Here is a 21,633-nt window from a genome sequence, read left to right as displayed (position 1 = left end):
CCATCTCCCCTTCCCGCCATCCACCATTCGCCACTGCCCACATTGCCGAAGGACCCCAGACATGCCCATGTCCCTGCCGTACGACGACACCCCCGCCGACCTGGACGGTGTCTCCGCCACCGCGCTGTGGACCGTCCGTATGCGGGCGCAGGAATCCGCGCGGGCCGACGCGCTGTCGCACGATCCGCTGGCGGCCGAGTTCCTGGCCCGTGCCCGCACGGCCGGGGCCCCGCCGGGCAGTGGCCTGCTCCAGCAGGTGCTGCCCGACTGGCTCGCCGTACGCACCCGCTTCTTCGACGACCACCTTCTCGACGCGGCCCACTCCGGCGGTGTCCGCCAGGTCGTGCTGCTCGGCGCCGGACTCGACACCCGCGCGTACCGGCTGAAGTGGCCCGACGGCGTCCATGTCTTCGAGGTCGACCTGCCGGCCGTGCACGCCTTCAAGGAGCAGGTGCTGCAGGGCCGCGCCCCCACCGCCGCGCGGCGCACGCCCGTCACCGCCGATCTGCTCGCCGACTGGGGCGCCGCCCTGCGCGCCGCCGGGTTCGACCCCGGGCGGCCCACCGCCTGGCTGTGCGAGGGGCTGCTGTTCTATCTGCCGCCCGAGGCCGTGGACCGGCTCGTCACCGTTGTGTCCGAGCTGTCCGCGCCCGGCAGCACCCTCGGCGCGGAGTGCCTGAACGCCGACGCCGCCGACTCGCCGTTCGTGCGGCCCTGGCTCCAGGCCCTGGCCGGCTCCGGCACGCCGTGGGTGTGGCACCTGGCCGACGCCGAGAAGTGGTGGGGCGCGCGCGGCTGGCAGGCGCAGGTGGCCGACCTGCTCGGACTGCCGTACGCCGTGGCCCGCTTCGCTCCCCACCTCGCCGCCCACCCCGGCCTGGAGACGGGGAGCATGATCCTGGTGACCGCGGTCCGGCCGGTCGGCGGACGGTGACCGGCGTGGACGGAGAGAACCTGTGCCAGACGCCGACCACCTACCGGCTGCTGCGCCTGGAGTACCTGGCCGGGCTGCTCGTGGCCGCCGGGTTCTTCCTGGCGCATCTGCACGAAGTGCGCTGGTGGGTCGCCGCCCTGCTCTTTCTGTACGTCGACGTCATCGGCTACCTGCCCGGCGCCCTCGCCTACCACCGCAGCCCCGACCGGCGCATCTCCCGCGTCTACTACGTGCTGTACAACACCATGCACAGCCTGACCGTGCAGGGGGCCGTGCTCGGCGCGTGGGTGCTGGTGAGCGGCTGGGAGTGGGCGCTGCTGGTGCTGCCCATCCACCTGTTCGGCGACCGCGCCCTGTTCGGCAACTTCGTCAAGCCTTTCACGGTGTCCTTCGAACCCCGCCCGCATCCCGCGGTCCAGTCCGCGCTGCGGGACTTCGCGACCGTGCCCTGGTACCGGGCGGCGGCCCGATGAGCGGCGTCCGCGAGGCCGCCCCGGCCCTCACCGACGACCAGGCGTACCTGCTGCTGCGCCGCCACGCCGGGCACAGCAGCGCCTTCCTCGCCCTGAACGCGGGCAACCACCGCTTCCGCGCGGACGGCGTCGACGGCTTCGTCCCCTACCGGGACGGCGGCCGGCGGCACCTGTTCGAGCTGGGCGGGCCGGTGTGCGCGGCCGCCGACCGGGAGCGGCTGCTGGGCGCGCTGCTGGCGCGGGCCGAGGACGAGGGCCGCCGGGTCACCGCCGTGCAGCTGCCGCGCGCCGCGGCCGAACTGCACGCCGGGCACGGATTCACGGTCAACCAGTTCGGCGCCTCCTTCAGCATCCACCTGGACGGCTACGGCCTCGGCGGGCAGCGCATGGTCAAGGTCCGCAACATGGTCAACCGGGCCCGCCGGGAGGGCGTGACCGTCTCCGAGGTGCCGCCCGCGGAGCGGGACAGCCCGCTCGTCACGGCGGCCCTGGACGACGTGGACCAGGCCTGGCTGCGCGACAAGGGCCGCCATGTGAAGGAGCTGGACTTCCTCATCGGCGAGCGCGGCGGCCCCGGTGCCCCGTACCGGCGGCTGTTCACCGCCCGGCACGCCGGACGGACCGTCGCCTACGTGTCGTACTCGCCCGTGTTCGGGGAGCGTTCGGGCTGGCTGTACGACCTGACGCGGCGGCGGCCCGAGGCCCCGCCCGGGACCGTGGAGCTGATCTTCGCGACGGCCCTGCGCCGGTTCCAGGACGAGGAGTGCGGCTGGCTCCATCTGGGGTTCACGCCGTTCGTCCAACTGCGTGCGGACGTCTGCGACTTCGCCGCCGCGAGCAGCAAGGCGCTGCGGCGGTGCCTGGAGCTGGTCGCCACCAAGGGGCAGGCGATCTATCCGGCGGCCTCGCAGGAGTCCTTCAAGCTCAAGTGGCGGCCCCAGCTGATCGAACCCGAGTACCTCGCCTTCCAGCGCGGGGTGACACCCCGCGCCGTATGGCGGCTGATGCGGCTGACCAGGGCGGTATGAGGTGCCCGGACTCCCGTACCGGTGCCATGCCCCCCGTACCGCTGCCCGGCCCCGTACCGATCGTGATCAGAAAGGCAGAGATGACCACATCCATCGACCGTACGTCCCCTGCTGCCGGCGTCCCCGCGGAGGCCGACCGGCACCGCGCCCCCAGCCTGCTCGACGGCGCGCTGCACGCCGAGCTGACACCGGAGGGCTGTGACCTCGGCTACTGGTTCCGGGCCGTGCCCGAGGGCACCCTGGGCGGTCACCCGATGGGCCGCAGCCCGGACGTGGCCGTACCGGAGCACATGCTGCGCGAGGGGCCGCTGCGGCAGGCGGTCATGCAGGAGCTGGCGTTCCGCTCCATGGCCGAGGAGAAGGCGGCCCGCGCGATCTCCCACCTGGTGGCGAACGCCCCCGACCTCGCCGGGATGGACTTCTACGCCACCCAGCTGATGGACGAGGCCCGCCACGCCTACGCCTTCCGCGGCCACCTCCTCGAACTCGGCGTCCTGGAAGCCGATGTGGAGGACACGATGGAGGACCTGGCGGGCGCCGACCGGGACGCCGTACTCGCCCCGCTGGAGGAGTTCGGGCTTCAGGTGCTGCGCGACGGGCGGGACTACATCGGTGGGGTCGTCACACTCACCGTGCTGGTCGAGGGGGTCCTCGCCCCCACGGCGGAGCTGAGCGAACGCAAGTGGCGGCCCTTCGACCCGCCCGCCGCCGAGATCGAACGCGCCGCCGGCATCGACGAGATCCGCCACCTGTCGGTCGGCACCACCATCGTCCGCCGCCATCTGCGCCGGTACCCGCGCGACCGCGAACGCATCTCAGAACTCATCGATCGCGGCACCCGGTTGTGGGCCCAACTGCCCGTGGGGGAGCTGACCTTCCGGCGCGAGCAGCTCTACCAGGAGGGCCTCGAACAGCACCGGGACCTCGCGGGCGACTACGAGGTGTGGCCCGGCCGCCGGCTCGTCGACACCACGGCGGAGGAACGGATGCGCACCGCCCAGGAATGGGCGCAGCACACGCAGCGGGCACGGCTCGCCGACATGGGTCTGGCGCAGTGAGTCCCGCGCCCACGTCTCTCACATCTCGTACGTCCCCTGCGTCCCCGAGTGCGAAAGGGCACCGCGATGACCGATCTGTCGGCAGTCGGCTCCGCGCCGCGTGAACCGGGCGCGGCGGAGGAGGACTTCCGCGAACTGACGCGGCGCGTCACCGACGCCGGGCTGATGCGGCCCCGCAAGGGGCAGTACGCCACCGCGATCGTGGTGGTCTGGCTGATGAACGCCGTCGGCTGGGCAGGGCTCGCGCTGTCCGACGGCGCCTGGTGGCAGGTGACGCTCGCGGCCGTCTGGCTCGCGATCTGGCACGAGCAGCTCGCCTTCCTCCTGCACGACGCCGGGCACCGCCAGATCAGCCGCTCGCAGCGGACCATCCGCACGCTCGGCCTGATCCACGGCAACCTGATGCTGGGCGTGTGCTTCGGCTGGTGGGTGCAGCACCACAACCGGCACCACAACCACCCCAACCACCTGGAACTGGACCCCGACATCCGACGCCGCGCGGCCGTCTTCGCACCCGAACAGGCCCGCGAGCGCACCGGACTCGCCCGCTTCCTCGCCACCCACCAGCGCCATCTGTTCTTCCCGCTGCTCGGCCTGGAGGCGGTCGTCCTGCGCATCGCCGGGGTCATCGCGCTGCGCCGGCGAGCGGTGCGCCGGCCGTGGCTGGAGGGCGGTCTGATGGCCGCGCACGCGGCGATGTTCTTCGGCGCGCTGATCTGGCTGCTGCCCTGGACGGGTGTCCTGCTGTTCCTCGCCGTGCACCAGGGCCTGCTCGGCTATCTGCTGGGGCTCGGCTTCGCGATCAACCACAAGGGGCTGCCCACCAGGACCGGCGCCGAGTGGACCTGGCTGGAACGCCAGGTGCTCACCTCGCGCACCCTGCCCACCGGTCTGGTCGGCGACTTCTTCTTCGGCGGCCTCAACTACCAGATCGAGCACCACCTGTTCCCGGGTATGCCGCGCTCCGCGCTGCGCCACGCCTACCCGGTCGTCAAGGCGTTCTGCGCCGAGCGCGGGATCCCGTACACCGAGATCGGAGTCCTTCAGTCCTACCGCGATCTCGCCCGCCACCTCGGCACGGCGAGCGAGGTTCTGCGCACGGCGTCCTGACGTCCCTGTGAAACGGCGGTGGGGTGGGGCCCTGAACGGGTCCCACCCCACCGCCTTGTCATGGGCTCAGCCCTCGGTAGGGCTGAGCCGTCGGTACGTCAGTCGGGGTCGAGGGCGTGGAAGGACCGGTCGTGCCACAGCAGCGGCCTGCCGTTGCCGAGGCCGACCGCGCGGAGGCGGCCGACGACGGTGTGGTGGTCGCCGTACCGGCGGACGTCCTCGACCAGGCACACCGTCCAGCCGAGCGCGTCGTCCAGCACCGGCAGGCCGAGCACCTGCCGCAGGGGTACGCCGGTGCAGCGCGCGGCCGGCGGCAGGGCCGGGTCGGCGAACCGCTCGGCCAGCGCGCGCTGGTGCTGCCCCAGCAGGCTGACGGCGAACGTGCCGCGCCGCCGCAGCGCGGCCAGGGTGCGCGAGCCGCTGCGCAGGCCGGCCAGCAGCAGCGGCGGGCGGGCCGACAGGGAGGTCAGGGCCGAGACCGTCATCCCGATCGGGCCGCCGTGGTCGTCCAGCGCGGTGACCACGGCGACACCGCCCGCCAGCTTGGCGTACAGCCCGAGGCAGCGGACGGTGTCGGGGCCGGGCTCGTCGCGCAGCGCGTCCCAGGCCGGTTCGGGCGGGCGGCCGGACAGGGGCGGCGCGGTCACCGGCTCAGCCATGGACGGCCGCGGCGGCCGGCAGGGCCGTGACCCGGCCGAGCAGGCCGCGGGCGATCAGCTCGACGTTGCCGCGCAGCGTCGACTCGGCCACCGGGTCGAGCAGGTCGGCCAGCGTGGGGATGCCGAGGTCGAACACGGCGTCGAAGGTGACGGCCGTACCGCGCGCTCCCGCCGCGCACCGCCACGTGCCCTCGAACACCTCGAAGTCGCCCCGGAGCTGGGTGAAGCCGAGAGTGAGGGTCTCGGGGTGGAAGGCGTCCCGTTCCGACCAGCGCATCAGGCCGTTGCGGAAACGCACGGTCCAGTCGGACACGACCGTGCCGTCGGCGCCGGGCGGGTGCACCACCACCTCGCGGACGGTCTCGGTGACGTCCGGGTAGCGCCGGAAGTCCCGGATCCGTTCGTAGGCGGCCTCGGGCTCGACGTCGTGGGCGGTCATCGTGACGGTCACATGGCGCATGGGGTTACCTTTCCGCCGTCGCCGGGACGGCTGTTGCGCTCGTACGCGGTCAGGGGTTCACGGGCAGGCGGACCAGCGGTCAGCCGAGCCGCTCGGCCACGGCCCGCAGCGAGTCGGACAGGGCCGTGCGGAACAGCCCCAGCTCCGCGTCGGTGACGACGGCCGGCGGGGTCAGGCGCAGGACTCGGCCCGCGTTGAGGGAGTGGTTCACCAGGACGCCGCGGCCGATCAGTTCCAGGATCAGCTCGCCCACCGCCTGTTCGGCGCCCAGCTCCAGCCCGACGAGCAGGCCGCGTCCGCGCACGTCCCGGACCAGGCCGCCGGTGTACGGCGTGCAGGCGGCGCGTACGCCGTGCAGCAGCCGCAGCCCCAGCGCCCGGGCCCGCGCGACGACGCCCTCCCGGTCCAGGGTCTGTACGGCGGCCAGGGCGGCGGCGCAGGCCAGGGGCGAGGCGGCGAAGGTGGAGGTGTGCAGGTAGGGGTCGCGGGAGAAGGGGGCGTAGGCCCGCTCGGTGGCGACCATCGCCGCGACGGGTACGACCCCGCCGCTCAGGCCCTTGCCGACGAGCAGTACGTCGGGGCTGACCCGCTCGGTGTCCACGCCCCACCAGGAGCCGAGCCGGCCGAGGCCGGTCTGGATCTCGTCGACGATCAGGAAGGCGCCGTGGGTACGGCACAGCCGGCCCGTGTCGGCGAGATAGCCGGGCGGTGGGATGCGCACCCCGCCCTCGCCCTGCACCGGTTCGACGATCACGCAGGCGCGCGGCCCGAACCGGGCGAGGGCGTCCGCCAGCACATGGGTGTCGCCGTACGGCACGGACACGGTGTCGGGCAGCAGCGGCCGGAACGGGTCCTGGTAGAGGGGGTTGGCGGTGGCGCCGAGCGCGCCGAGCGTCTTGCCGTGATAGCCGCCGGTGGTGCTGATCAGCGCGGTGTGCCCGTGCACCCGGGCCAGCTTCAGCGCGGCCTCGGTGGCCTCCGCGCCGGAGTTGACGAAGTGCACCCGGTCCAGGCCCGCCGGGGTGTGCGCGGCCAGTGCCTCGGCGGCGCGGGCCGCGACCGGCTCCAGGAAGACCCGGGTGGCCAGTGGATGGGCGTCGATCTGCCGGTGCACCGCCTCGGTGACGGCCGGATGGCGGTGGCCGAGGATGAACACGCCGTAACCGCCGAAGTCGAGGTAGCGGCGGCCGTCGGAGGTGTGCACCCAGGCGCCCTCGGACACCGTCTCCACCATGCCGCCCAGCACTTCGCCGAGCACGGCACGGCCCGCGGCCAGATGCTCGCGGTAGAGCCGGGCGACGTACGACGGGTCCACCACGGCCGCTTCAGTGGTGGAAGAGCTGGTGGGGGAGCTGATGGGAGAAACGGTCACGACGCCAGCCTCCGCGCGGAGGAGGCCCCGTACGACGCGCGCGGTGCCCGGCGCAGCCCGCCCGGGCCGGCCGACCACGCGGCGAGGTTGCGTACGAGCGCCTGGCGCAGGTCGTCCCGGGACACGGTCGTACCGCAGTGCGGGGCGCCCAGTGAGGAGTCGAAGGGCAGGGCCCGCTGGAACACCAGCAGTAACTCGGCGTAGGTGTGAAAGCGGCGGCGCAGCGACTCGGGGAACGACGGGCCCTCGATCAGCGGCAGCAGCAGCCGGTGCACCGACTCCAGCGGGATCAGCCGGGGCGGATGCGGCCGGGGCCCGTACCCCTCGGCGAACTCCAGGCACACGTCGACGACTTCGCCCTGCGACAACGCCTGTGTACCGGCCGTCAGCCAGTATTCGCCACCGGTGGCACCGGCGCGCAGCAGCTCGCCCACGGCACGTGCGACGACGTCCTGCGGCACCATGTCGATCCGGGCGTCCGGCGCCCCCGGCAGCACGGGCACCTGGCCCTTGACGATCGCGCCCAGCGCCCGCGTCAGTCCCTGGGCGCCGGCGATCCGGCCCGTGCGGGAGTCGCCCATCACCACCGAAGGGCGCAGGATCGCCGTCGGCACCGCCGCCTCGCGCACCGCCTGCTCGGCCGCCGTCTTGGAGGCCAGGTAGGCGGCGGCGCCGGGAAAGCGGCGCTGCTCCTCGGGGGCGAGCGGGTTGGCGACGAAAGCGGTGCTCACGTGGTAGACGGGCGCTTCGGCGCGGGCGGCGAGGTCGAGTACGGCGGCGGTGCCGTCCAGGTTGGCCCGCCAGATGGCCTCGGGCGCCGCCTTCCAGTTGGTGGCGGCGGCCGAGTGCACGACCAGGTCCACGTCCGCGGTGAGCCGCGCCAGGTCGGACGGGGACAGGCCGAGACGCGGCTGCGTCAGGTCGGCCGGGACCTCCTCCACGCGGGGGTCGGCCACGCCGGTGCGGTGGCGCAGGCACACGATGCGGAAGCCGGGCGCCAGCTCCTCGATCAGGGCCCGGCCCAGGACGCCGGAGCCGCCGGTGAGCAGCAGGGTTGGTCGGTCGGATGCGTTGAATGCGTTGAATGCGCTGGATGCGTCGAATGCGGGCATGCGAAGGATCCCCTCGGTCGGATGAATGGGGGTTGGTGGAGGTTGGTGGGGTCAGTGGCGGTGGGGAGGGGGGCGGGATCGGCTCTCGGTGACGTGTCAGGCGACGGTCAGCGGGCCGCCGGCCAGGTACGCGGCCAGCGGGCCGGTCATCCGGGAACGGGACGGCGGGTGCAGGGCCAGGCCGTGGGTGCAGGCGGCGAGATGGCCGATCTCGTCGGAACTCATGAAGTTCAGCCCACCGAGCAGCTCGACCGCCCGCGGCACGATCCGGGCGAGGGCGTCCTGGACGCCGTAGCGGACGTAGAGGGACTCGGCGAGGACGGAGTCGTCGAGGGGGGTGCGGTTGGGCGCGGCCATGTCGGACGTGGAACCGGCCGACGTGGAACTGCCGGAGGCAGAGCCGGCCGTCGTAGAGCTGGCCGACGCAGAGCTGCCCGACGCAGAGCTGCCCAACGTAGAACTGCCGGACGTAGAACTCCCCGACGCAGAGCTGCCCAACGTAGAACTCCCCGACGCAGAGCTGCCCAACGTAGAACTGCCGGACGTAGAACTCCCCGACGCAGAGCTGCCCAACGTAGAACTCCCCGACGCAGAGCTGCCCAACGTAGAACTGCCGGACGTAGAACTCCCCGACGCAGAGCTGCCCGACGCAGAGCTCCCGGACGCAGAGCTTCCCGACGTGGAACTGCCCGACGGAGAGCCGGCCGACGTGGAACTCCCGGACGCAGAGCCGCCAGACGTGGAACTCCCGGACGCAGAGCTCCCGGACGTAGCGCTGCCGGACGTAGCGCTCCCGGACGTAGCGCTGCCGAGGTCGGAGCTGTCGGACGAAGACCCGGTCGCCATTGCCTGGTCCACGCGGCGGGCCAGGCCTTCGAGGGACGCCGCGGCGGACTCGACGGCGACCAGCAGCGCGACCCGCTCGCCCTCGGGCACCCGGTCGTTCAGCAGCACCCGCTCGACGAGCGCGCTCGCGGCGCCCAGATAGCTGCCCGTCATCAGCAGCTCGAACCAGACCAGGCCCAGCGTCTGCACCTCGTCGAGCCGTTCGCCGGGCGGGCACGCCGTCCGTACCAGCAGGTCCGGCGGCACGAGGACGCCGTCCAATGTCACCTGCTCGCTCTCGGCGCCGGCCAGGAAGCGGCTGGCCCAGAATCCGCTCACGGTCAGGCCCTCGCTGTCGGCGGGGATCAGCGCCACGGCCAGCTCCTGCCCCTCGCCGTCCGCGCGCGGCACCAGCACGCTGGCCGTGAGCAGGTCCATGGAACGGGCCAGGCTGCAGGGCCGTTTCACCCCGCTGACGCGCAGGCCCTCCGGGGTCGGTGTCGCGGTCATCGTCGGCGACAGGATGCCGTGCCCGCTGCGGCCCTCGGCGAATCCGGACGCCAACAGCAGGTCGTCGGTGGCGACGGCCTGCACGAGCATCCACTCCAGGCCCTCCCCGGTGCCGCTCAGCCCGACCAGGGTGGCCATGGAGAAGTGGTGCATGGTCGTCGCCACGGCGAGCGAGGGAGAGCGGCTGCCGAGCGCGCGCTGTACCCGTACGGCGTCCAGCGCCGAGGCTCCCCGGCCCTTCAGGGACGTCGGCGCCAGCAGCCCGGGGCCCCCGCTCTTGCGGAACAGCCCGATTCCGGGGCTGTCGGGCCCTTCCAGGGTCATCAGCGGCACGGCGCTCAGACTGTCGTCGAGACCCGGCAGCAGCCTGGTGAGGGCCGCGCGCTCACGGTCCAGGAATCTCATGTCGTCCCCTGCTCCTTGCTCCTTGGGCGCTGCCGGCGGCGACGGCTGCGTCGCGGGGGCGCTGAGGTGGCAGCGTCGGTTGTTTTACGCACGGAGCACGGGGACCCCTCGCGCAGAACTCGGGGGCGCCCGGCAGGAGTTCGGGCTTGTTCGGGGGCGCGCGGAGCAAGCGGCGTGTCGAGGCGCGCCTCAGCGGGGGCCGAGCTGTCCCAGGGACTGCGCCCCGCTCACCTCGCCACCAGATGACGATTGGGCGCCGTGGCCGCCCCCTCGTACTCCGGTACCACCACCACGTCCACCCCGGCCCTTCCCAACATCCCACTCCCGTCGGCCCGCTCCACGAACGTGTCCGGCTCGCGCCAGGCGGTCACCACCCGCCCCACCCCGGCGTCGAGGATCAACCGCGCGCAGGGCCGGGGCCGGGAGGCGCGGCGGGTGCAGGGCTCCAGGCTGGTGTACACCGTGGCGCCGGGCAGCCGAGGGTCGTCGGGGTCGATCTTCGCGAGCGCCGCCTCCTCCGCGTGGACGACCGGGTCGCCGCCCTCCCGGGAGTGGCCCCGGGCGAGTTCCGTGCCGTCCTCCGCCACGACCACCGCCCCCACGCTGAAGGCCGTGTCCGACGGCGGGCACAGGGTCGCCAGCTCGCACGCCAGTGCCAGCCAGCGGCGGTCGGCGGCCGAGGGGAGGGTTCCGGTGCCGGGTGCGGTGGGCTCGTAGCGCATGAGTACGACGTCCTCGATGGCCCGCGTCTCGACCAGGCGCAGGCGTCCTGGCTGGTAGCGGCCGGGGCCGAAGAGGCGGGGGGCGGACGGGTCGCCGACGAAGAGGGGGGCGAGGACGAGCTGGAGTTCGTCGGCCAGGCCCTCCAGGAGGAGTTGGGTGTGGACGGTGCCGCCGCCTTCGACCATCAGGCGGCGGATGCCTCGTACGTCGTGCAGGTGGGCCAGTACCGCCCGCCAGTCGAGCGTGTCGCCGAGCGCGACCACGTCCGCCGCGACGGGCGTCTCCTTGAGGCGCCGGGCGCCCTCCGTCGTCGTGTAGACGACCTTCTCGCCGCCGGTGTGCCAGAAGTTGGCGGTCGGGTCCAACTCGCCCGTGCCGCTCACCGTGACCTTCAGGGGGTACTCCGGCTTTCCCTGCGCCACCCGGGCGGCCCGTCGCTCGGGGGAGTTGACCAGCAGCCGGGGGTTGTCGGCGCGGATGGTGCCGGCGCCGACGAGGATCGCGTCGACGGACGCGCGTACCTCGTCGACCCGGTCGAAGTCGGCCGGGCTGGAGAGCAGGAGGCGTTCGGGGCCGGTGTCGTCCAGGTAGCCGTCGAGGGAGACCGCGGCGGACAGGAGGACGTAGGGGTAGGGCATGGGAGCACTCCACCTCGGGGACGGCGGACCGGGGAGGGACCGGCGAGCTTGGTTCAAGTTTTAAGCAAACCTACACTGGCGGCATGACGACTCGCTGGCTCACTCCGGAGGAGCAGCGCGCCTGGCGCGCCTACATCGGAGCCACCCTCCTCCTGGAGGACACGCTCGACCGGCAGCTCCAGCAGGAGGCCGGCATGCCACACATGTACTACTCCATCCTCGCCAACCTCTCCGAGGCCCCGGAACACCGCCTGCGGATGACCGATCTCGCGGAGCGCCTGAAGATCACCCGGAGCCGGCTGACGTACGCCGTCACCCGGCTGGAGAAGGACGGGCTGGTACGGCGCGAGGGGTGCCCCGGGGACAAGCGGGGCAGCGTGGCCGCGCTGACGGACGAGGGGATGGTCGTGGTGGAGCGGGTGGCGCCGGGGCATGTGGAGACGGTGCGCGCGGCGTTGTTCGACCATCTGAACCCGCAGCAGGTGGGGCAGTTGGAGGAGATCTTCACGGGGATCGCGCAGGCGCTGCAGGGGGATGAAGGGGGCAGCGCGGTGAGCGATGTGCCGTGGCGGCGCCGGTCGTCGCCGTGTTCCTGAACGGGTTGCTTGAAGGTTAAAGCATGGAGTAGGGTCGCCGTTCGAGAGGCTGCTTCAAATCTGAAACAACCGCAACCGGGAGACCCGCATGCCCGACTTCCCCGCCGCCACGCCGCGCGCCCGCGTCCGGGTACCACTGCGCTTCCACGACGGCTACAGCGTCGACGCCGACCTGGTCACCTTCCACGGCCTGGCCGACGGCCAGGAACACGTGGCCGTCGTCCTCGGCGAGCCCGGCCCGCGCCCCCTCGTACGCCTGCACTCCGAATGCCTCACCGGCGACCTCTTCGGCTCCGCGCGCTGCGACTGCGGCCCCCAGCTGCGCGAGGCGGTCGAGCGCATCGCGGCCCGCGGCGGCGTGCTGCTCTACCTCCGCCAGGAGGGGCGCGGCATCGGCCTCTACAACAAGCTCGACGCGTACGCCCTCCAGGACCAGGGCCTCGACACGTACGAGGCCAACACCGCGCTCGGCCTCCCGGAGGACGGCCGCGACTACACGGCGGCGGCCCAGATGCTGCGCGCCCTGTCCATCACGGACCTGGACCTCCTGTCCAACAACCCCGACAAGGCCGAACAGCTGCGCGGCCTCGGCATCACCGTCCACGACCGCATCCCCACCGGCGTCTTCACCACGGCCCACAACGTCCGCTACCTGCGCGCGAAGGTCCTGCAAACCCAGCACACACTGCCGCTCGCAAAGCTCGCGGAGCTGAACGCGGGGTGAGCGGGACGCTCAGGCCGACGGGTCGACGGTCCGCACCGCCGCATGGCCGGAGATGCCGCCCTCCCGAGTTCCTGGCTGCCGCGCCTTGCTCTTCCGCGCCTCCTCCCGCGGATACGGAATCCAGCCCACCTCTGCGACCACTGCAAGGATCCGGTCCAGCCCGGCGAAGCCCCGACGCGGGCCGCGCAGGGGGCGCTTCGTCATGACCGGGGTCTAGTCGGGCGGCCGGTTGTACGAGTCGAGCGTCGCCTTCGCGGTCGACGTGTCCAGGAGTCGCAGCTCCCAGGGCCCGGTGTTCACGTCGAACTCCTTGCCGAAGCCCACCCACTTGCCAGCCATGCGGCGGCCGGTCGGCTCGGCCAGCATCTGAATCGCCCCGAAGTAGCGGGCACCCCGGTAGTAGCCCTCGCCGGCCGTCTGCTCCGTCCACGTCCCGGTGACCGTGCCGCCTTCGACCTGCAGGTCGAGGGTGAGCGGGCTGTCCGGGTTGGAGGACGCGTTGGGCAGGCTCCGGCCGGTGAGCCGGTTGCCGTGCTGCAGCAGGACGACGTGGTGCTTGCCGGTGAAGACCTGGTTGCCGCGGCCGCTGGAGACGTACTCGTAGGTGGACAGCCAGACGCCCGAGTAGTTTCCGCGCGGTGCGGTCTGAGGGGCAGTGGAACCGTTTGCGACCGGGACGCCCACGGGCGAGTCCTGTAGGTCGTGGCCCCCATGCCCGTCCTCGGAGATCCGGGCGAGCGTCGGCGGCGGGAAGCCCAGGGACTCGATGGGCAGGCCTGTCACAACCTCCAGGGCACGGGCGTACACCGGTCGCGGTGCCGCGGTCGTACCAGACTCCCATCGCTGCACGAGGCGCGTACTGGTCGGTGCCAATGCCGTCGCCCGGCATGCTGTGCGCGCCCCTTCGCGTCGCCCGGCTGATCGCCGCCGGACGCCACCAGCTGGAGGAGGGGACGGCCGCGTGAGCATCGTCGACTGGGGGTGGGCTGAGAGCGGCCGCGGCCATGGCTCCCGTGCAGCAGCGCGTCATCACGACAGCCCGCGCCCGGGCTGAGGATGCATTCGCCGCCTACAGTGAGCGCCGCCTCGTCATCGCGTATGCCGCCACCCTCACGGTGGAGGCCGGACTGCTCGCGTGGGGTATCGCTACGACCGCGCCCTGACTCCCGTCGCCGGTGCGCCGCCGATCGCGCCGGTAGCGGGCCGCCCCGCCCGTCCCCTACACCGTGAGCACCAGGGCCGGGCGGGTCTCGTCGCCTCCGACCGGAGGCGATCGTCCACAACAGGAGGATTGACGTGACCATCGCGTTAGAACGTCCCGTGGGCACCACCGACCCGATCACCCTGGTCGACCCTGAGGTGACCGACCGGCTCGCCCGCCGCATCACCACCGACCACCCGGACATCGACGAGGCGACCGCGCGCCGCATCGTCGGCCAGGCGGCCGCGTTCATCGCGGCCTCCGGCCAGCAGCCCGGACACTCCCTCGCGCCGAGCGAGCTGGTCGACTTCGGCTGGCACACGTTCATCCTGCACACCGTCGACTACGCCGCTTTCTGCCGACGGGTCGCCGGGCGCTTCGTCCACCACGTCCCGACCAACGAGGGCGACGACACACCGGGCGGGGCACAGGCCACCCGCGAGCGCACCCTCGCCGCCATCACGGCCGCCGGGTACACCGTCGACAAGGAACTGTGGCCGGACATGGCCGACTGCACCCAGTGCCACTCCGGATGCAGCGACAGCCCCAACAGCGGCAAGAAGAAGTAGCGCGCCCATCGTGCAAGACTCCAGCCGCCCGGCATCACAGCCGGGCGGCTGGCCCTGTGAGCGGAGCACCACGTGACAGACACGGCGATCGCCTGGGACACCTACGCGCGACAGCGGCCCGAGCGCCGGCAGACGAACGCCCGCGGCGAAACGACTTGGTTCAACTGGACCCAGTACGAGGACCACGGGCCCGGCGTCGAGTTGCTGGGCGCCGCCGCCGGCAGCCGCGTTCTGGACCTGGGGTGCGGAAAGGGCGGCAACGCCGCGCACCTGGCTGCAATCGGCATGCGCGCCGTCGGCGTCGACGTCTCGCCGCGGCAGCTGGCATCGGCGCACGAGCGCTGGCGTCAGGCGCCGAGGCTGGAACTGCACCACACCGAGGCCGTCAGCTTCCTGCGGGAAGACCGGGAAGGCTTCGACGCCGTGTACTCGGTGTACGGCGCCGTCTGGTTCACCGACCCGGCACTGCTCCTGCCCGCCGTTCGCGAGCGGCTGCTCCCTGGCGGCCGACTCGTCTTCTCGCAGCGGCCACCGGTGCAGGGCTGCTACGGCTGCCAGGCCTCGTACATCCCGCGCGGCGCCGACGAGGACCCGCTCGTTGTGAAGCGGTGGGACTACGAGCCGCGCGAGTGGGAGCAACTGCTCGCCCGGCACGGCTTCACCGATGTGCGCGCCGAGGTGCTGCCCGCACCCCCTGGCCGACGGAAGGTCGGCACGCTCATCGTGTCCGCCCGCGCCTGAGAGACCGCAGCCCCGGCCGGTGTCCCCCGCACCGGTCGGGGCCCCTTCATGTCTTGATCGCCTGACGCTCGGGCCAGCAGCGGGCCGACTAACGATCATGGGACCTACCCAAAAGGACACGCCCCCAGCTCGAAGTACCTCTGAGCTGGGGGCGATTCCGTAGGCCCTGTGGGACTCGAACCCACAACCAATGGATTAAAAGTCCTGGCGTGATCTTGTTGGGTGGTTCCGGACGCCTCCTCAGTGTCCGGAACCACCTGGTCAAGATAGGTGCCGCCTTGCACTCGATCCACGCCGTGATGGCCTCTGCCACATCATCCGCTCACGCATCGCTCACGCACGACAGCCTGCTGAGCATTGCCGGGTCAACCAGCGGACACGAGTGCGTCGAACGCCGACTGCAGGGCAACGACGACGCTGCTCAGGGTGGCCCCGCCTCATCGAGCGCGTCGGTGATTGCACGGCCACGGCGACGCAGCCTCCCAGGGTGAGGCTCGGGGCGGGCCGCCTCCGACTCGGCCTCGTCAAGCGCCCGCATCGCGTCCGCGGCGTCCTCGTCTGGTACGGCACAAGTCCTGCACTCAAGATCCGCAGGCCACCGACTTGAGGGCCTCAGATCTCCCTCAGGCATCCCCCTGTCCACTCATCCTGTCCACTCATCGCTCGCAAGTAGAGGAGGATAGGAGTACCTTTTGGTACCGGAGGAGGTAAGCGTGAGCATCACAGAGGAAGCCCGGAGTAAGACAACCCGGACGACAGCACCATTGAAGGTCGATGCGGCCATAGACGAGCTGATCGCGGACGGCGCCCATTTTCTGGGGATGACGAAGAAGGACCTGGTCGCGGAGGCCGTTCGAACCTACCTGGAGATCCGCCGTGAGGAGGTTCGGGCCAGCATGCTGGAGAAGATGCGCAAGCTTGACGGATCTGTTGAATCGAGCGTCTCGCTGCTCACCGGACTGTCGCCGGAGCGGATCAAGGAACTCGGCGGAGTAGGCAAGGACGACTGATCTGTGCGGCCAGCTCGACCCACCCTGCGCGCACTCCGCGACGACCTGAAACTACCGCTTCCGCCAGCCCGGGAACCGCTCGATGAACTGGATCATCCGCTCCTGGCCAAGGCCCGGGAACGCTTCACCGACGGCGAGGCCGGACAGGAGCGGATCCGCTCGATCGATGATGAGGTGCTCTTCAAAGTCAAGGTCCAACGCTGGCGCGGAGCGGTCTGGACAGACGAGGACCTGCCCTGGCTCATCGCCGCCGGGCAACGCGAGGACGGGTCGCCGGACGACTTCTACTCAGCCTTGGAGACGACTGCGAGGGCTGCACGGGCCCGCTACAACGCCGAAGAACGTCAGCCCCTGAGTACGAAGACGTACGTCGGGCATCTCCTCCCGGACCAGAACGACCGCGATCGCTACCAGCTCGAAGCCGGTACCCGGCTCGTCCGCCATCTCGCTGCGGCTGTGCGGGAGCTGGCTCGCGGATCACTGCACGACGGGCACGAACACGCCGCCGACTTCCCCACCTTCCGCCTCGGCATCCTCGTACGCGCCGACGACGGCCATGAGACCTATGTCGCCGTGCGCATCACCGGCTCCGTCCCCGACGATCTCATCGCGGTCATTCTGCGCCATGTCCCCGGCTGCGATCCAACCGACTGGTATCCCGAGTACGCCCTCCCCAGCCGCCCCCTGCTTCCCGCCGAGCAAGCCTGGTCGACCCTCATGGATCCGAAGGCCGCGGCCGAGCTCTTGAACGAGGAATGAGCCGGGACCCCCATCGCATGCCGGCCCAGGGCCGATGACGACCAGAACAAGGAATCCGCTCATGCCGGATCACGACAACTCGTCCCGGACAGTGACTGTCCCCACATGCGACCACGGGCCTGTCGCCGTCTGGGAACCCGACTGGTGTACGGGCAGCGAGAGCGAGCACCAGCCCGGCGGCTACCGTGTCGACATCACGCACGCGAGCCCCGACTACGAATTCACGACCTCAACGAGCCGTGGTACAGCGGTGGTCCTGCGGGCATGCTTCGAACAGCGCCCCTTCACCGAGCGCCCACCCGGTCATGTCCCGTTCGTGAACGTCGAAATGGACGGCGACTGGCATCCGCATGGTTCCGACGACTTGCGCCGCCTCGCGGACACCCTCACAGCACACGCGGATGAATTCCGAAAACTTGCCGACCGCCTCGACGGTCTCACCAACGCCTTCGATGCCATACATGGGGGGCACACCTGCGGCGGCGAACCCTGAGAAAAGACACGGTGGCTGAACAAGCCACGCTGTCTGTCAGCACACCCGCTCACGCAGACGGCCTCCTCACATGACGTGGCCCCGACCAGAAGGACTGGTCGGGGCCACGAAATCGCTGGTCAGGACCACAAGGTGACCCTGACCTCAGTAGGCCCTGTGGGACTCGAACCCACAACCAATGGATTAAAAGTCCACTGCTCTGCCAATTGAGCTAAGGGCCCAGGCGATGTTGCCTCCCCGAGCATAGCCCGAGGAGGCCGCGTCGCCGATCGGGTATCCCGGAGACGAGGCCGGGTGCCGGGCGGAAGGGTCCGGAAGCGCTAGGGATCTACCGGTTCGCGATCTACGGCCGCCCCCGACCGCGCCGCCTCCCTCCCCGCGGTCCGCTCGTGTTCCGGGTTCAGGAACCAGTGCCGAGCCGACGCCACCCACCAGCTCGTGGCGAAGCCGAGGACGACCAGGACGGCGATCGGGGCGTAGTTGAAGGTCTCCCACGTCACCGGGGAGACCTGCGGGAGCATGAAGAGGACCGTGATCACGCCGACCCAGCCGACCGCCACCACCCCGACGGGACGCGACCAGCGGCCCAGGTGCCACGGCCCCCGTTCGAACGCCTCGCCCTTCCACAGCCGCAGCAGTGTCGGGATGACGTACGCGATGTACAGGCCGATCACCGCGATCGACGTCACCGCCGCGTACGCCGTGACATTGATCAGGTAGGGCAGGCCCAGGGCGAGGGCACCCAGCGCGGCCAGCCACACCGCCGCCACCGGCGTCCGGGTGCGCGGGCTCACCGTGTGCCAGACGCGCGAGAACGGCAGCGCGCCGTCGCGCGAGAAGGCGTAGATCATGCGGCTGTTGGCCGTCACCGACGCCATCCCGCAGAACAGCTGAGCGCCGATCACCACCAGGAGCAGGAGCTTGCCGGCCGTCGCGCCCAGGGCGTCCAGCAGGATCTGCGCGGGCGGTGCGCCGGTCGGGGACGTGCGCGCGCCCTCGTAGGACTGAATCGCGAACGTGAAGCCCAGCAGCAGGACGAACCCCGCTATCCACGACGTCCAGATGGAGCGGACGATCCCCTTCGGGCCCGCCGTCGACGCGTCCCGCGTCTCCTCCGTCATGTGGGCCGAGGCGTCGTAGCCGGTGAAGGTGTACTGGGCCATCAGCAGGCCCAGGAGGACGACGTACACCCCACTGCCCCAGCCCGTGTTGTTCACGAACTCGCCGAAGACGAACGACGCCGACTGGTGGTGGTCGGGGACGAAGGTCAGCGCGCCGACGATCAGCGCCACGCCCAGCACGTGCCACCACACGCTGATGCTGTTCAGCAGGCCGACCACCCGCACGCCGAAGGTGTTCAGCAGGCCGTGCAGCAGCAGGATCCCCGCGAAGAGGAGGATCGTCCGGCCCGGGGTGACCTCCCAGCCGAACTGCAGGTTCAGGTACGCGCCGAGGAAGGACGCGGCGCCGAAGTCGATGCCCGCCGTCACCGCCACCTGGCCCAGCACGTTGAACCAGCCCGTGAACCAGGCCCAGGCCGCGGCCGTCCGCGAGGGCGCCAGGCGGTGCGCCCAGAAGTACAGGCCGGCCGACGTCGGGTACGCCGAGCAGATCTCGGCCATGGACAGGCCGACGAACAGGGTCATCAGGCCGACCGCCACCCAGCCCCAGGTGATCACCGCCGGGCCGCCGGTGTTCATGCCGAACAGGTAAAGGGTCAGACAGCCGGACAGGACCGAGATGATCGTGAAGGAGACCGCGTAGTTGGAGAACGCCGACATGCGGCGGGCGAGGACCTGGGTGTAGCCGAGCTGGGCCAGACGTTCCTCGTCCGTCGGCCCGCCACGCAACGCGTCATCTGTCATGCCCCCAGCAATTCCCCCACCGGGGGCGTGACACACGTCACAGGTTGGCCGGAACAGGCTCTGTTACTAGAACAGGCCCCTGTAGCCCTGCCAGCCACTCGCGATCTTCAGGCCGTGCGGGGTCGGAAATCCATCGGGAACCCAAGGGAATCCAAGGAAATCCCCATGGAAAAGCGCCATGGCCCCACCCGGCGAGGGATGGGGCCATGGCGCTCACTGCTCAGGGATCGACTCAGCCGTTGCGCTTCCAGCGCGGCTTGTCCTCGCGGCGCCCGAAGGAGCCGCCGGTGCCACGGTGGTCGTCACGGCGACCGTACGGGCGCTCGTGACCGCCGCTGCGGAAGCCGGGGCGGTCGCCCTGGCGGTCGCGGTTGAACGGACGGTCGCTGCCCCGGTGGCCGCCGCGCTCGTCACGCCGCTCGAAGGAACGGCCCGGACGGTCGTCACGGCGGAAGCCGCCACGGTCGTCGCGACGCTCGAAGGAACGACCGCCACGGTCACCGTCACGGCGGTCGAAGGAACGGCCACCACGGTCGTTGTCCCGGCGCTCGTCCCGGCGGAAGCCACCCCGCTCACCGTCACGGCGGTCGAAGGAACGGCCACCGCGGTCACCACGGTCGCCACGGTCGTCACGGCGGAAACCGCCACGGTCGTCGCGACGCTCGAAGGAACGGCCGCCACGGTCACCGTCACGGCGGTCGAAGGAACGCCCGCCCCGGTCACGGTCGAAGGAGCGACCACCACGGTCACCGTCCCGGGAGTCCCGGGAGTCCCGGCGGTCCCGACGCTCGTACGACGCCGAAGCCCCCGTACGCTCCGACCGCTCGGGCCGCTCAACGTCCCGCGCCGCCGCCTGCTCCGGCACCGACACCTCGATCACGTCCGGCACCTCGGTCACCGCGGCCGCCTCGGCGACCGCCGCCACCGGGTCCTCGCCCCGCTCGCGGGCGACCCGGGCGACCAGCCGGTCGGCCTCCTCGCGCAGCTCGGCCGCGCGCCGCTGCGCCCGCTCCAGCTGCTTGGTGAGCTGGGCGACCTCGCGCTCGGCCTGCTGCGCGGCGTTGCCCGCGGACTCGGCCTGCACCTCGGTCATCGACCGGGCACCGGTGATCTCGGCGACCTCGGGGTCGAACGCGCCGGCGCCCTGGATGATGTGGCGCGAGGCGTCGACGCCCGCGTCCTCCATCAGGCGGAAGATCTGGCGGCGCTGGTGCGGCAGGGCGAGCGAGACGACCGTGCCGGTGCGCCCGGCGCGTGCCGTACGGCCGGCCCGGTGCAGGTAGTCCTTGTGGTCACCGGCGGGGTCGACGTTCAGCACCAGGTCGATGCCGTCGACGTGGATGCCGCGAGCCGCGACGTCGGTGGCGACGAGCACGTTGACGTACCCGTCCTTGAAGTCCGCCAGCGTCCGGGTGCGGGCGCCCTGGGTCATACCGCCGTGCAGCGCGTCGGCCTTCGCACCGGCGTCGCGCAGCTGCTCGGCGACGCGGTCGGCGCCCAGCTGGGTGCGGACGAAGATGATGGTGCGGCCCTTGCGGGAGGCGATCGCGGCGGTGACCGGCGCCTTGTCCTTGGGCTTCACGATCAGGATGTGGTGCGACATGGTCGTCACCGCGCCCTGGGCGGCGTCGACCTCGTGCAGGACCGGCTCCGTCAGGTACCGGTCGACGAGCGTCTTGATCTCGTTCTCCATCGTCGCGGAGAACAGCATCCGCTGACCGCCCGCCGGAACCTGGTCCAGCAGCTCCGTCACCTCGGGCAGGAAGCCCAGGTCGGACATCTGGTCGGCCTCGTCGAGCACGGCGACCTCGACGTCCTCCAGGGAGCAGGCGCCGCGGTTGATGATGTCGCGAAGACGACCAGGGGTCGCCACCAGCACATCCACACCCCGCTCCAGGGCGTAGATCTGGTTGCCCATGGACGTACCGCCGCACACGACCTTCATCTTCAGGCCGAGCTGGTCGCCGTAGGGCTGGAGCGCGTCAGCGACCTGCATCGCGAGCTCACGGGTGGGGGTGAGGATGACGGCGCGCGGCTTGTGCTTCTCGGTCCGGCCGCCGGCCAGGCGGGCCAGGGTGGGCAGACCGAAGGAGAGGGTCTTGCCGGAGCCGGTGCGGCCGCGGCCGAGGATGTCCTTGCCGGCCAGGGCGTCCGGGATGGTCGCGGCCTGGATCGGGAAGGGGGTGGTCACACCGTTCTGCGCGAGCTTGCGCACGACGCCCTCGGGCAGGCCGAGGTCGGCGAAAGTGATCTCGGGGGCCTGGTCGTCGTCGCCCGCGGGCATAACGGCATGATCAGTACTGGCGATAGACATACGTCTGCGAAACCTTCCGGAGTCTCGTCGGCACGCGCCCGTCAACTCCGTGAT

At 71.5% G+C, this 21,633-nt stretch carries 22 protein-coding genes, 1 tRNA gene and 2 pseudogenes; 13 read left to right on the top strand and 12 right to left on the bottom strand.

Going from position 1 to position 21,633, the window contains the following annotated elements:
- Positions 1 to 61: 61 nt before the first annotated feature.
- The 5 genes from I2W78_RS20690 (at position 62) to I2W78_RS20670 (ending at position 4,603) form a co-directional block, all read left to right on the top strand.
- Positions 62 to 934 carry an SAM-dependent methyltransferase gene (locus I2W78_RS20690; RefSeq protein ID WP_196461761.1) on the top strand — a complete coding sequence of 291 codons (873 nt, stop codon included), beginning with the start codon at positions 62 to 64 and terminating at the stop codon, positions 932 to 934.
- A gap of 5 nt (positions 935 to 939) precedes the next feature.
- Positions 940 to 1,407: a hypothetical protein gene (locus I2W78_RS20685; RefSeq protein ID WP_196461760.1), complete on the top strand. Its 468-nt coding sequence runs from the start codon at positions 940 to 942 to the stop codon at positions 1,405 to 1,407.
- The gene (locus I2W78_RS20680; protein WP_196461759.1) at positions 1,404 to 2,435 is read left to right on the top strand and encodes a DUF2156 domain-containing protein; all 1,032 of its coding nucleotides are present in this window, start codon (positions 1,404 to 1,406) and stop codon (positions 2,433 to 2,435) included. The genes I2W78_RS20685 and I2W78_RS20680 overlap by 4 nt, the downstream gene beginning before the upstream one ends.
- A gap of 80 nt (positions 2,436 to 2,515) precedes the next feature.
- Complete coding sequence (locus tag I2W78_RS20675; RefSeq protein ID WP_196461758.1) at positions 2,516 to 3,493, top strand: VlmB-like protein; 978 nt, start codon at positions 2,516 to 2,518, stop codon at positions 3,491 to 3,493.
- A gap of 66 nt (positions 3,494 to 3,559) precedes the next feature.
- Positions 3,560 to 4,603 carry a fatty acid desaturase family protein gene (locus tag I2W78_RS20670; protein WP_196461757.1) on the top strand — a complete coding sequence of 348 codons (1,044 nt, stop codon included), beginning with the start codon at positions 3,560 to 3,562 and terminating at the stop codon, positions 4,601 to 4,603.
- A 98-nt stretch (positions 4,604 to 4,701) separates the two neighbouring features.
- Here I2W78_RS20670 and I2W78_RS20665 read toward each other — a convergent pair whose 3' ends face one another.
- The 7 genes and pseudogenes from I2W78_RS20665 to I2W78_RS20635 form a co-directional block, all read right to left on the bottom strand.
- The gene (locus I2W78_RS20665) at positions 4,702 to 5,262 is read right to left on the bottom strand and encodes a flavin reductase family protein (RefSeq protein ID WP_196461756.1); all 561 of its coding nucleotides are present in this window, start codon (positions 5,260 to 5,262) and stop codon (positions 4,702 to 4,704) included.
- Positions 5,255 to 5,722: a type II toxin-antitoxin system RatA family toxin gene (locus I2W78_RS20660; protein ID WP_196461755.1), complete on the bottom strand. Its 468-nt coding sequence runs from the start codon at positions 5,720 to 5,722 to the stop codon at positions 5,255 to 5,257. Before I2W78_RS20660 ends, I2W78_RS20665 begins: the two co-directional genes overlap by 8 nt.
- 79 nt (positions 5,723 to 5,801) lie before the next feature.
- A complete protein-coding gene (locus tag I2W78_RS20655) occupies positions 5,802 to 7,094 on the bottom strand; it encodes an aspartate aminotransferase family protein (protein WP_374222686.1) in 1,293 nt (430 codons plus the stop codon).
- On the bottom strand, positions 7,091 to 8,206 hold the full coding sequence (locus I2W78_RS20650; RefSeq protein WP_196461753.1) for an SDR family oxidoreductase: 1,116 nt from the start codon (positions 8,204 to 8,206) through the stop codon (positions 7,091 to 7,093). Before I2W78_RS20650 ends, I2W78_RS20655 begins: the two co-directional genes overlap by 4 nt.
- A 96-nt stretch (positions 8,207 to 8,302) precedes the next feature.
- Positions 8,303 to 8,539: pseudogene (locus tag I2W78_RS41855) on the bottom strand (acyl-CoA dehydrogenase); the annotation flags it as partial.
- A gap of 519 nt (positions 8,540 to 9,058) precedes the next feature.
- Positions 9,059 to 9,946 (bottom strand): annotated as a pseudogene (locus tag I2W78_RS20640) (acyl-CoA dehydrogenase); the annotation flags it as partial.
- A gap of 227 nt (positions 9,947 to 10,173) precedes the next feature.
- On the bottom strand, positions 10,174 to 11,307 hold the full coding sequence (locus I2W78_RS20635; protein ID WP_196461752.1) for a dihydrofolate reductase family protein: 1,134 nt from the start codon (positions 11,305 to 11,307) through the stop codon (positions 10,174 to 10,176).
- Positions 11,308 to 11,390: 83 nt separating this feature from the next.
- On the opposite strand from I2W78_RS20635, the gene I2W78_RS20630 reads away from it, so the two are divergent.
- Complete coding sequence (locus tag I2W78_RS20630; protein ID WP_196461751.1) at positions 11,391 to 11,903, top strand: MarR family winged helix-turn-helix transcriptional regulator; 513 nt, start codon at positions 11,391 to 11,393, stop codon at positions 11,901 to 11,903.
- Positions 11,904 to 11,991: 88 nt separating this feature from the next.
- Positions 11,992 to 12,627, top strand: coding sequence for a GTP cyclohydrolase II (locus I2W78_RS20625; protein ID WP_196461750.1), 636 nt, complete (start codon positions 11,992 to 11,994; stop codon positions 12,625 to 12,627).
- A 9-nt stretch (positions 12,628 to 12,636) separates the two neighbouring features.
- Here the strand turns inward: I2W78_RS20625 and I2W78_RS20620 are convergent, their stop codons facing one another.
- The gene (locus tag I2W78_RS20620) at positions 12,637 to 12,831 is read right to left on the bottom strand and encodes a hypothetical protein (RefSeq protein ID WP_196461749.1); all 195 of its coding nucleotides are present in this window, start codon (positions 12,829 to 12,831) and stop codon (positions 12,637 to 12,639) included.
- 9 nt (positions 12,832 to 12,840) lie between these two features.
- Complete coding sequence (locus tag I2W78_RS20615; protein ID WP_374222685.1) at positions 12,841 to 13,500, bottom strand: XRE family transcriptional regulator; 660 nt, start codon at positions 13,498 to 13,500, stop codon at positions 12,841 to 12,843.
- Positions 13,501 to 13,631: 131 nt separating this feature from the next.
- On the opposite strand from I2W78_RS20615, the gene I2W78_RS20610 reads away from it, so the two are divergent.
- The 6 genes from I2W78_RS20610 (at position 13,632) to I2W78_RS20585 (ending at position 17,400) form a co-directional block, all read left to right on the top strand.
- The gene (locus I2W78_RS20610) at positions 13,632 to 13,790 is read left to right on the top strand and encodes a hypothetical protein (protein ID WP_196461748.1); all 159 of its coding nucleotides are present in this window, start codon (positions 13,632 to 13,634) and stop codon (positions 13,788 to 13,790) included.
- A 133-nt stretch (positions 13,791 to 13,923) separates the two neighbouring features.
- Positions 13,924 to 14,397, top strand: a complete 474-nt coding sequence (locus I2W78_RS20605) for a glycine-rich domain-containing protein (RefSeq protein WP_196461747.1) — start codon at positions 13,924 to 13,926, stop codon at positions 14,395 to 14,397.
- A gap of 72 nt (positions 14,398 to 14,469) precedes the next feature.
- Entirely contained in the window at positions 14,470 to 15,138 is a 669-nt protein-coding gene (locus I2W78_RS20600; protein ID WP_196461746.1) for a class I SAM-dependent methyltransferase, read from the top strand.
- A 713-nt stretch (positions 15,139 to 15,851) separates the two neighbouring features.
- The gene (locus tag I2W78_RS20595; RefSeq protein ID WP_307783722.1) at positions 15,852 to 16,148 is read left to right on the top strand and encodes a hypothetical protein; all 297 of its coding nucleotides are present in this window, start codon (positions 15,852 to 15,854) and stop codon (positions 16,146 to 16,148) included.
- Between the two features lie 3 nt (positions 16,149 to 16,151).
- The gene (locus I2W78_RS20590) at positions 16,152 to 16,907 is read left to right on the top strand and encodes a hypothetical protein (RefSeq protein ID WP_196461745.1); all 756 of its coding nucleotides are present in this window, start codon (positions 16,152 to 16,154) and stop codon (positions 16,905 to 16,907) included.
- 61 nt (positions 16,908 to 16,968) lie between these two features.
- Positions 16,969 to 17,400 carry a DUF6907 domain-containing protein gene (locus I2W78_RS20585; RefSeq protein ID WP_196461744.1) on the top strand — a complete coding sequence of 144 codons (432 nt, stop codon included), beginning with the start codon at positions 16,969 to 16,971 and terminating at the stop codon, positions 17,398 to 17,400.
- Positions 17,401 to 17,548: 148 nt separating this feature from the next.
- Here I2W78_RS20585 and I2W78_RS20580 read toward each other — a convergent pair.
- The 3 genes from I2W78_RS20580 to I2W78_RS20570 all read right to left on the bottom strand — a co-directional run bounded on the left by I2W78_RS20580 (position 17,549) and on the right by I2W78_RS20570 (position 21,579).
- Positions 17,549 to 17,621 (bottom strand) — tRNA-Lys (locus tag I2W78_RS20580).
- Between the two features lie 99 nt (positions 17,622 to 17,720).
- The gene (locus I2W78_RS20575) at positions 17,721 to 19,265 is read right to left on the bottom strand and encodes an amino acid permease (protein ID WP_196461743.1); all 1,545 of its coding nucleotides are present in this window, start codon (positions 19,263 to 19,265) and stop codon (positions 17,721 to 17,723) included.
- 232 nt (positions 19,266 to 19,497) lie between these two features.
- On the bottom strand, positions 19,498 to 21,579 hold the full coding sequence (locus I2W78_RS20570; RefSeq protein ID WP_196461742.1) for a DEAD/DEAH box helicase: 2,082 nt from the start codon (positions 21,577 to 21,579) through the stop codon (positions 19,498 to 19,500).
- Positions 21,580 to 21,633 lie beyond the last annotated feature (54 nt).

This window comes from Streptomyces spinoverrucosus, from assembly GCF_015712165.1.
GTDB lineage: Bacteria > Actinomycetota > Actinomycetes > Streptomycetales > Streptomycetaceae > Streptomyces > Streptomyces spinoverrucosus_A.
The sequence above is the reverse complement of the archived record's forward strand: the minus strand, read 5'-3'. Positions and strand labels throughout refer to the sequence as shown.

Bases quoted from the DNA above. Each gene is read 5' to 3' on its own strand.
- I2W78_RS20570 (WP_196461742.1), bottom strand. From the start codon at position 21,579: ATGTCTATCGCCAGTACTGATCATGCCGTTATGCCCGCGGGCGACGAC.
- I2W78_RS20635 (WP_196461752.1), bottom strand. From the start codon at position 11,307: ATGCCCTACCCCTACGTCCTCCTGTCCGCCGCGGTCTCCCTCGACGGC.
- I2W78_RS20625 (WP_196461750.1), top strand. From the start codon at position 11,992: ATGCCCGACTTCCCCGCCGCCACGCCGCGCGCCCGCGTCCGGGTACCA.
- I2W78_RS20575 (WP_196461743.1), bottom strand. From the start codon at position 19,265: ATGACAGATGACGCGTTGCGTGGCGGGCCGACGGACGAGGAACGTCTG.
- I2W78_RS20665 (WP_196461756.1), bottom strand. From the start codon at position 5,262: ATGGCTGAGCCGGTGACCGCGCCGCCCCTGTCCGGCCGCCCGCCCGAA.
- I2W78_RS20660 (WP_196461755.1), bottom strand. From the start codon at position 5,722: ATGCGCCATGTGACCGTCACGATGACCGCCCACGACGTCGAGCCCGAG.
- I2W78_RS20585 (WP_196461744.1), top strand. From the start codon at position 16,969: ATGCCGGATCACGACAACTCGTCCCGGACAGTGACTGTCCCCACATGC.
- I2W78_RS20670 (WP_196461757.1), top strand. From the start codon at position 3,560: ATGACCGATCTGTCGGCAGTCGGCTCCGCGCCGCGTGAACCGGGCGCG.
- I2W78_RS20610 (WP_196461748.1), top strand. From the start codon at position 13,632: ATGGCTCCCGTGCAGCAGCGCGTCATCACGACAGCCCGCGCCCGGGCT.
- I2W78_RS20675 (WP_196461758.1), top strand. From the start codon at position 2,516: ATGACCACATCCATCGACCGTACGTCCCCTGCTGCCGGCGTCCCCGCG.
- I2W78_RS20690 (WP_196461761.1), top strand. From the start codon at position 62: ATGCCCATGTCCCTGCCGTACGACGACACCCCCGCCGACCTGGACGGT.
- I2W78_RS20650 (WP_196461753.1), bottom strand. From the start codon at position 8,206: ATGCCCGCATTCGACGCATCCAGCGCATTCAACGCATTCAACGCATCC.
- I2W78_RS20620 (WP_196461749.1), bottom strand. From the start codon at position 12,831: ATGACGAAGCGCCCCCTGCGCGGCCCGCGTCGGGGCTTCGCCGGGCTG.
- I2W78_RS20680 (WP_196461759.1), top strand. From the start codon at position 1,404: ATGAGCGGCGTCCGCGAGGCCGCCCCGGCCCTCACCGACGACCAGGCG.
- I2W78_RS20630 (WP_196461751.1), top strand. From the start codon at position 11,391: ATGACGACTCGCTGGCTCACTCCGGAGGAGCAGCGCGCCTGGCGCGCC.